We start from the raw sequence: 6,606 nt of genomic DNA on the forward strand, positions 1-6,606 counted from the left end.
CACAGCGGCACCAGCGCCGCGGTCGCGGCGATGGCCAGCGCCCAGGCCCAGGGCCGCCAGCGCGCCATCGGCTCCACCAGCACCATCAGCACCAGCGCCGCGCCGGCCAGCACCGCCAGGTCCGGGCGGTGCGCGGCATTGGCCCAGTGCGCCAGTGGCGAGTAGGCCAGCGCCAGCAGCACGCCCAGGGCCAGCGCCCAGGGCGCGGCGTCGGCCGGCTCAGCTGGTCTTGTTGGCTTCGACATGCGCCGACAGCGCGCGCAGCGAGGCGAAGATCCGGCGGTTCTCGTCGTTGTCCGAGCGCAGCTGGAAGCCGTAGCGCTTGCTGATCGCCAGCGCCAGTTCCAGGGCGTCGATCGAGTCCAGCCCCAGGCCGGTATTGAACAGCGGCGCCTCCGGATCGATGTCGCCGGGCTGGACGTCTTCCAGGTTCAGGCTCTCGACCAGCAGCTCGGCCAGTTCACGTTCGGCGGCGGTTTGCGAAGACATCCAGGGGCTTCCAGGCGAAAGGACGGGTGCGACAAGATGGTGCATCGGGCGCTGCGGCGCAACCATCGGCCCGCGAACGGCACGCTATCATGCCGTTTCGCCCCGCCGTTGCGCCCGCAGGTTCCCTCAGGATGACGTCCGCCGCTGTTGCTTCCCCTCCCCCCACCGCACGCGACGCCGCGGCAGACACGCCCGACGTGCTGGTGATCGGCGGGGGGCCGGCCGGCTGCGCGGCGGCGATCGTGCTGGCGCAACGCGGCTGGCGGGTGACGGTGCTGGAAAAGGACCACCACCCGCGCTTCCACATCGGCGAATCGCTGCTGCCGATGAACATGCCGATCCTGCAGCGGCTGGGCGTGCTCGACCAGGTGCGGGCGATCGGCGTGCTCAAGCTCGGCGCCGATTTCCCCAACGATGCCGGCGGCTACAACACCTTCCGTTTCGCGCATGCACTGGGTGCGCAGTCCGACTTCGCGCTGCAGGTGCCGCGCGCCGACTTCGACCGGGTGCTGTTCGCACACGCGCGTGCGGTCGGCGCCGACGTGCACGAGGGCGTCCGCGTCGAGGCGGTGCAGCTGGACGGCGAGACGCCGACGGTGCAGGCACGCGGCGCCGACGGCGTGCGCCACTACCGGCCGCGCTACCTGATCGACGCCAGCGGCCGCGACACCTTTCTCGGCAACACGCTCAAGCTCAAGCGCGCCAATCCGCGGCACCAGTCGGCGGCGCTGTTCAGCCATTTCCGCGGCGTGGCGCGGCGCCCCGGCGAGGACGCCGGCAACATCAGCATCTACCGCCACGCGCACGGCTGGATGTGGCTGATCCCGCTGCCCGACGACGTGATGAGCGTGGGCGCGGTGTGCGACCCGGAGTACATGAAGACCCGCAAGGGCTGCGACAGCGAGACATTCCTGCTGCGCACGCTGGCGCTGAATCCGGACGTGGTGGCGCGCATGGCCGGCGCGCAGCGCGTGGCGCCGGTGCACGCCACCGGCAACTACGCCTACGAATGCACGCGCATGAGCGGGCCGCGCTGGCTGATGCTCGGCGACGCCTACGCCTTCGTCGACCCGATGTTCTCCTCCGGCGTGTACCTGGCCATGCACAGCGCCGAGCGCGGCGCGTCCGTGGTCGACGCGGCGCTGCGCGACCCGGCCCGCGAGGCGCGGCTGCAGCGGCGCCTGGAGCGGCACTTGCGCGGCGGCCTGGACGAGTTCAAGTGGTTCATCTACCGCTTCACCTCGCCGACCATGCGCGAGCTGTTCGCGCAGCCGCGCAACGTGCTGCAGGTGGAACAGGCGGTGGTGGCGATGCTCGCCGGCGACGTCTTCGACAACCGTGCGGTGCTGCGCCGCCTGCGCGTGTTCCGCGCCATCTATGCGCTGTCCGCGGTGGCGATGCTGCCGCGGGCGTGGCGCGCCTGGCGCCACCGCCGCCGCCAGGCCCGCGAACAGTTCCACGGCGACACCTTGCACGGAGATACACCATGAGCCGCCCGCACCTGCAGTTTCCGCACCACACGCAGGGCCATCCGCAGTTGCAGGTGGACTACATCGCCGAAACCGACCCCAGCCAGTGGCTGGCCGAGGATCGCGTCCTGGCGGTATTCGGTTTCGGCGAGACCGCGCCCTACCACGACGACCCGCGCTACCTGCGCGTGCCGCTGCAGCCGCACGGCCCGCGCATGCTCGAGGTGTGGCGCACCGACGCCCCGGTGCACAGCGGCCGCGACGGCGCCATCGCCTGGGCCAGCGACGGCCGCCTGCAGTTCGGCGTCATCGAGATCGACGAGCGCCAGGTCGACCTGGACATCGAGGAAGCCGCCGCGCTCGCCTACGCGCAGATCAGCGCCTTCGTCGCCGGCAGCGCCACCCCGCGCCTGCTGCGCATCTGGAACTACCTCGACGCGATCACCCTGGGCAGCGGCGACCGCGAGCGCTACCGGCGCTTCTGCGTCGGCCGCGCGCGCGGGCTGGGCGATTTCGACGCCACCCAGCTGCCCGCGGCGACCGCAGTGGGCCGCTGCGACGACGCACGGGTGATGCAGATCTACTGGCTGGCCGCCGCGCAGGCCGGCACCCCGCTGGAGAACCCGCGCCAGGTCAGCGCCTACCGCTACCCGCGCCAGTACGGCCCGCAGCCGCCCAGCTTCGCCCGCGCCATGCTGCCGCCGGCCGGCAGCGACATGCCGCTGCTGCTGTCGGGCACCGCCAGCGTGGTCGGCCACGCCTCCATGCATCAGGGCCAGCTGCTGGCGCAGTTGGAGGAAACCTTCGCCAACTTCGACGCCCTGCTGGCGGCCGCCCGCGAACACGCCCCGGACCTGCCATCGCAGTTCGGCGACGGCACCCGCCTCAAGGTCTACGTGCGCGAGCCCGGCGACCTGCCGCTGGTCGCCGCCGCCCTCGATACCCGCTTCGGCGACCGCGTCCCGCGCCTGCTGCTGCACGCGGTGATCTGCCGCGACGAACTGGCGGTTGAGATCGACGGCGTGCATGGTTGAACGGCGACGCAAGATCGTCCTGGTGTCCGGTGCCCCCGGCGCCGGCAAGACCACGCTGGCGGTCCCGCTGGCGGCGCACCTGGGCTTTCCGCTGTTCTGCAAGGATTTCATCAAGGAGACGCTGACCGACGCCCTGGGCGATGGCGGCGGCGATCTCGCCGCATCGCGCCGTCTCGGCGGCGCAGCGATGGAGATGCTCTGGTCGCTGGCACAGCGCAGTCCGCACGCGGTGCTGGAAGCCAACTTCCGGCCCCGCAGCGACTACGAGCGCGGCAGGATCGCCGCACTGCAGGCGAGGCTGGTGGAAGTCCATTGCCACTGCGGCCATGACGAGACCCTGCGCCGCTTCCGCGCGCGTTCCGCGACGGGCACGCAGCACGCGGCACACCCCCTGCGGGAACTGCCGCCCGACCTGCTTGCCGACTATCCCGGCCCAATCGGCCTGGGGGCGGTGATCGACGTGGACACCCGCATGCCGGTGGATCTGCCGCACCTGTTCGCGCAGGTCGCCGCCGCGCTTTCCTGAGCGGGTACCGGCACCGCCACTGCCGCGCCGGTTCCGCCCGCGCGACGCGCTGTCCCTGGACTTGCGCCCAAGTGCGGTCTGTGCGGGACGGATGCCGTGTCGCTGCTTGCCCGGCGCAAATCACGTTGGACGCCGGACGTGGCAGAGCGCGCCGCAGCAAGCGCGTATGCGTCGATGTTTCGCGCCGCTGCCTTCCACCCCGCGCCTGCCGATCCCCCCTCGCCGGCCACGCAGTGGCGACACGCACTAACGCGTCGGCGCGGTCAGGTGACGGTCCAATTCCGGCTGTGTGGTGCGCTGTTGCTCCTGCCCCAGCGCCTGATTGGCCAGCGCCAGTTTCTGGTCCGACTGTTCCACCGGCGTGGCCAACGCCTGCTCCACCGGAACGACCGCGCGCTTCATCGCCGGGTCGTCCAGTGCGCCCTGCACGGCGATCAGGTTCCCGGTCTTTCCCAACACCACGTGGTCGACCCGCTCCAGCGCATTGCCCGACAACGAATAGCCCGCGGCGCCCGGATACATGTCGCGGTTGTCCTTGCAGGCCGCCAGCAGGCTGCGGCTGAGCCGCTCGCTGTCGTGGTCGTAGGCCTTGCCCAGGTCTGCGTCGACCCTGCGCATGCCTGCTCGGATCTGTTCCAGCAACGCGTGATCCGGATGCCCCGGCAGCGACGGATCATCGCTCCGGTGCGCCTCGGCGCCTTGCGCGGGAAGCGTCGAAGGTTCGGGCAACCCGTTGGCCAGGGGCGACACGTGCCGATGGGTGTCGGCGGTGTGCTGCAGCAGTCCCGCGACCGGCGGCTGCGTGCTGGTGTCGAAGTACGGCAGAGGACGCCGGTCCCTGCCCAGATCCAGCCCGTTCTCTTCCAGCAGCGACTCGCGCAGATGCAGCCGCGACAGGTTCAGTGCGATCTGCGGGGTGTCGTTGCCGGGTTGGGGAGGATGTTGCCGGTGCTCGACCTGGGCGATGTGGCTGACCGGATTGGCAGCGTAGTAGTTGGCATAATCGGAGTTGCCGAGAGCACCGAGCTTGCTGATCTCGGAAGCCTTGTCGAAAAAATTCTGCCCTATTCCCTCCAAATTGGCCGGACTCTGGGGCATCGTCATATCCGCATTGATGCTTAGATTCGGCTTGAGCGTGTAGTCGAAGTGAGGTCGCGCGCCCGACTTGTCGATGAAATCAGCCATACGTCCTGGCTGTTCGTTGTATATATCTTCAAGGGTTGCGTTCGGATTCGCCGTGCGGACCCTGCTGACCATCGCATTCCAGGCGGCGATCTGGGCTCCGGCTTCATCGCGACGATTCTGTACAAGGAGAGACGCCAGAGGTTCGGTGTAGTCGCGTGGACTTTGTCGCTGTGAGATTGCGGAAACGCCAGCGGCAAATTCGGTGAGTGCTCGCTTGGTGTCCGCGGCATTGGCGCCATGCTGCAACTCATGTCCCAGGACATAGGTGAGTTCGCCCGCGTTGGGTGCCCGCCCAGACGGCGATGCTTGAAGCCTGGCCAATGGGACCCGCACAGCCTTGTTTTCAGAATCGTACTCGCCGCCAGCATTGGGATTGGTCAGCGGAACGATGCGTGACACTTGGCCCTGACGTACAGCGTCGTTTAGCTGATCGACCAAGGCGGGCGATGCTTCGATGATCGCGCGCAGATTCCGCACGTGATCAGGACTGACACTTGGCTGGCTACCAAAGTCGGTGATGACAGCTTGAGCTTGTGGCGTGAGTGGCATCCCTGCGCCTCCCTTTATCCGACTATCACCATCTGAACACAGGAGTGACGGACTGCATCATCGGACCCGATGCTTTCGTCACGCGGGTAAACCTGCAACCACATGCCGGGGCGCTCGAACGAATCGTACATCCAGGGTCCGTGAGACGGCTTTGGCCCGCCGTTCGGCGCCGCCGGGGGAGAGTCGTAGTAGCGCTCACGCACAAAACCCATTTCTTCTAATTCGCTGGTGAACTGATCGAAATCCACGCGGCAGAGATCGCGCATCGCGGGCGAGGCGCCCGGTACAACCGGATCGAAGCTGAAGATCAACCGAGGATCGGCCTTCTTCATGTTGACCTCGAAGCCATGCACCCAGTCCCGGCTGACCTTCTCCCCGAATCCATAACGTCCCGACCCATCACGCGCATAGTCCATCTCCACCCCCATCACCTCATGCAAGCGCTCCGGCGTGAAGTCGGCCACGCTTCTGCTGGTCCGGATCAAGGTCAGCAATCGGCTGAGCATCTGCTCGGCGCTCAGCTTGGGCGACACGGGCGCGGCGGCCTGATCGGCAGCGCCGGACGAGGGGGACGAGGTCATGGCGGGAGATTCCTTGGCAGGAGGCGCAACGGCAGGCGTCCGCGCGGGCGCATGGGTGCAGGCCCCGCACAGCAGCGAGGCGATCAGGACGAGAGAAGCCCGATGGGGCATGCGGCACATCCTTGCGGCGCGAAGCGATGAGCGCAGTATACGAACACCGGCAGGCCCCACAGCAAGCCGCCCACTGAACCATCTGCAGCGATGCAGGCTCGACGTTTCACCAGCAGCGGTCGATTGACCGCTTGCCAAGCCGGCCTGATCCCGATCCCGGTGCGATTCGACCGCCCCGTCAGTCCTCGCGTGCCGCCAGCAACGCCAGCAACCGATCGCGCGGCAGCTTGCCGGTCTCGTTGCGCGGCAGGGCGTCGAGCAGGCGCAGGCGGCGCGGCAGGAACACCGGATCCAGCTCGCGGCGCAGCGCGGCGAGGATCGCGGCCTCGTCCAGGGTCGGCGCCACCACCACCGCGGCGATGCGGCCCACCGCCTGGCCCGGTTCCGGATCCAGTTGCAGCATCGCGCCGTCGACCACGCCCGGCAGGGCCAGCAGGCGCCGGGTGAGGTCGGCCAGCGAGGCGCGCTTGCCGGCGATCTCCAGCAGGTCGGCCTGGCGCCCGCGCACCTGGAAACGGCCGTCGGCATCCACTTCCATCAGGTCGGCCAGCAGCACCGGCTGCGGCAGGTGCGGCGCGTGCACCAGGGTGCCGTCCGGCTGCGGCGCCACGCGCACGCCGGGCAGCGGCGTCCACGGCGCTTCGCAGGCGGTGCGGCGGCTG

The 6,606-nt window shown here is 69.1% G+C and carries 6 protein-coding genes and 2 pseudogenes; 3 read left to right on the forward strand and 5 right to left on the reverse strand.

Going from position 1 to position 6,606, the window contains the following annotated elements; genetic code table 11:
- Together D180_RS03265 and xanC are read right to left on the reverse strand one after the other, a co-directional pair.
- A pseudogene (locus tag D180_RS03265) lies at nucleotides 1-245 on the reverse strand (ketosynthase); the annotation flags it as partial.
- Nucleotides 220-489 carry a xanthomonadin biosynthesis acyl carrier protein XanC gene (gene xanC / locus D180_RS03270; protein ID WP_003470209.1) on the reverse strand — a complete coding sequence of 90 codons (270 nt, stop codon included), beginning with the start codon at nucleotides 487-489 and terminating at the stop codon, nucleotides 220-222. The pseudogene D180_RS03265 and the gene xanC, both read right to left, overlap by 26 nt.
- 131 nt (nucleotides 490-620) lie before the next feature.
- On the opposite strand from xanC, the gene D180_RS03275 reads away from it, so the two are divergent.
- The 3 genes from D180_RS03275 to D180_RS03285 are packed head-to-tail and all read left to right on the forward strand — an operon-like array spanning nucleotide 621 to nucleotide 3,518.
- Entirely contained in the window at nucleotides 621-1,979 is a 1,359-nt protein-coding gene (locus D180_RS03275; RefSeq protein WP_087963545.1) for an NAD(P)/FAD-dependent oxidoreductase, read from the forward strand.
- Nucleotides 1,976-2,992: a pteridine-dependent deoxygenase gene (locus tag D180_RS03280; RefSeq protein WP_017911664.1), complete on the forward strand. Its 1,017-nt coding sequence runs from the start codon at nucleotides 1,976-1,978 to the stop codon at nucleotides 2,990-2,992. The genes D180_RS03275 and D180_RS03280 overlap by 4 nt, the downstream gene beginning before the upstream one ends.
- Nucleotides 2,967-3,518 (forward strand): AAA family ATPase, encoded by a 552-nt coding sequence (locus D180_RS03285; RefSeq protein ID WP_232760295.1) that lies wholly within the window; start codon nucleotides 2,967-2,969, stop codon nucleotides 3,516-3,518. The genes D180_RS03280 and D180_RS03285 overlap by 26 nt, the downstream gene beginning before the upstream one ends.
- 246 nt (nucleotides 3,519-3,764) lie before the next feature.
- Here D180_RS03285 and D180_RS24385 read toward each other — a convergent pair whose 3' ends face one another.
- The 3 genes and pseudogenes from D180_RS24385 to D180_RS03300 all read right to left on the reverse strand — a co-directional run.
- Complete coding sequence (locus D180_RS24385) at nucleotides 3,765-5,252, reverse strand: XVIPCD domain-containing protein (RefSeq protein ID WP_232760297.1); 1,488 nt, start codon at nucleotides 5,250-5,252, stop codon at nucleotides 3,765-3,767.
- A gap of 14 nt (nucleotides 5,253-5,266) precedes the next feature.
- A complete protein-coding gene (locus D180_RS03295; protein ID WP_017911667.1) occupies nucleotides 5,267-5,833 on the reverse strand; it encodes a hypothetical protein in 567 nt (188 codons plus the stop codon).
- Nucleotides 5,834-6,122: 289 nt separating this feature from the next.
- Nucleotides 6,123-6,606 (reverse strand): annotated as a pseudogene (locus D180_RS03300) (AMP-ligase); the annotation flags it as partial.

This window comes from Xanthomonas sp. SHU 166, assembly GCF_000364685.1.
GTDB lineage: Bacteria > Pseudomonadota > Gammaproteobacteria > Xanthomonadales > Xanthomonadaceae > Xanthomonas_A > Xanthomonas_A sontii.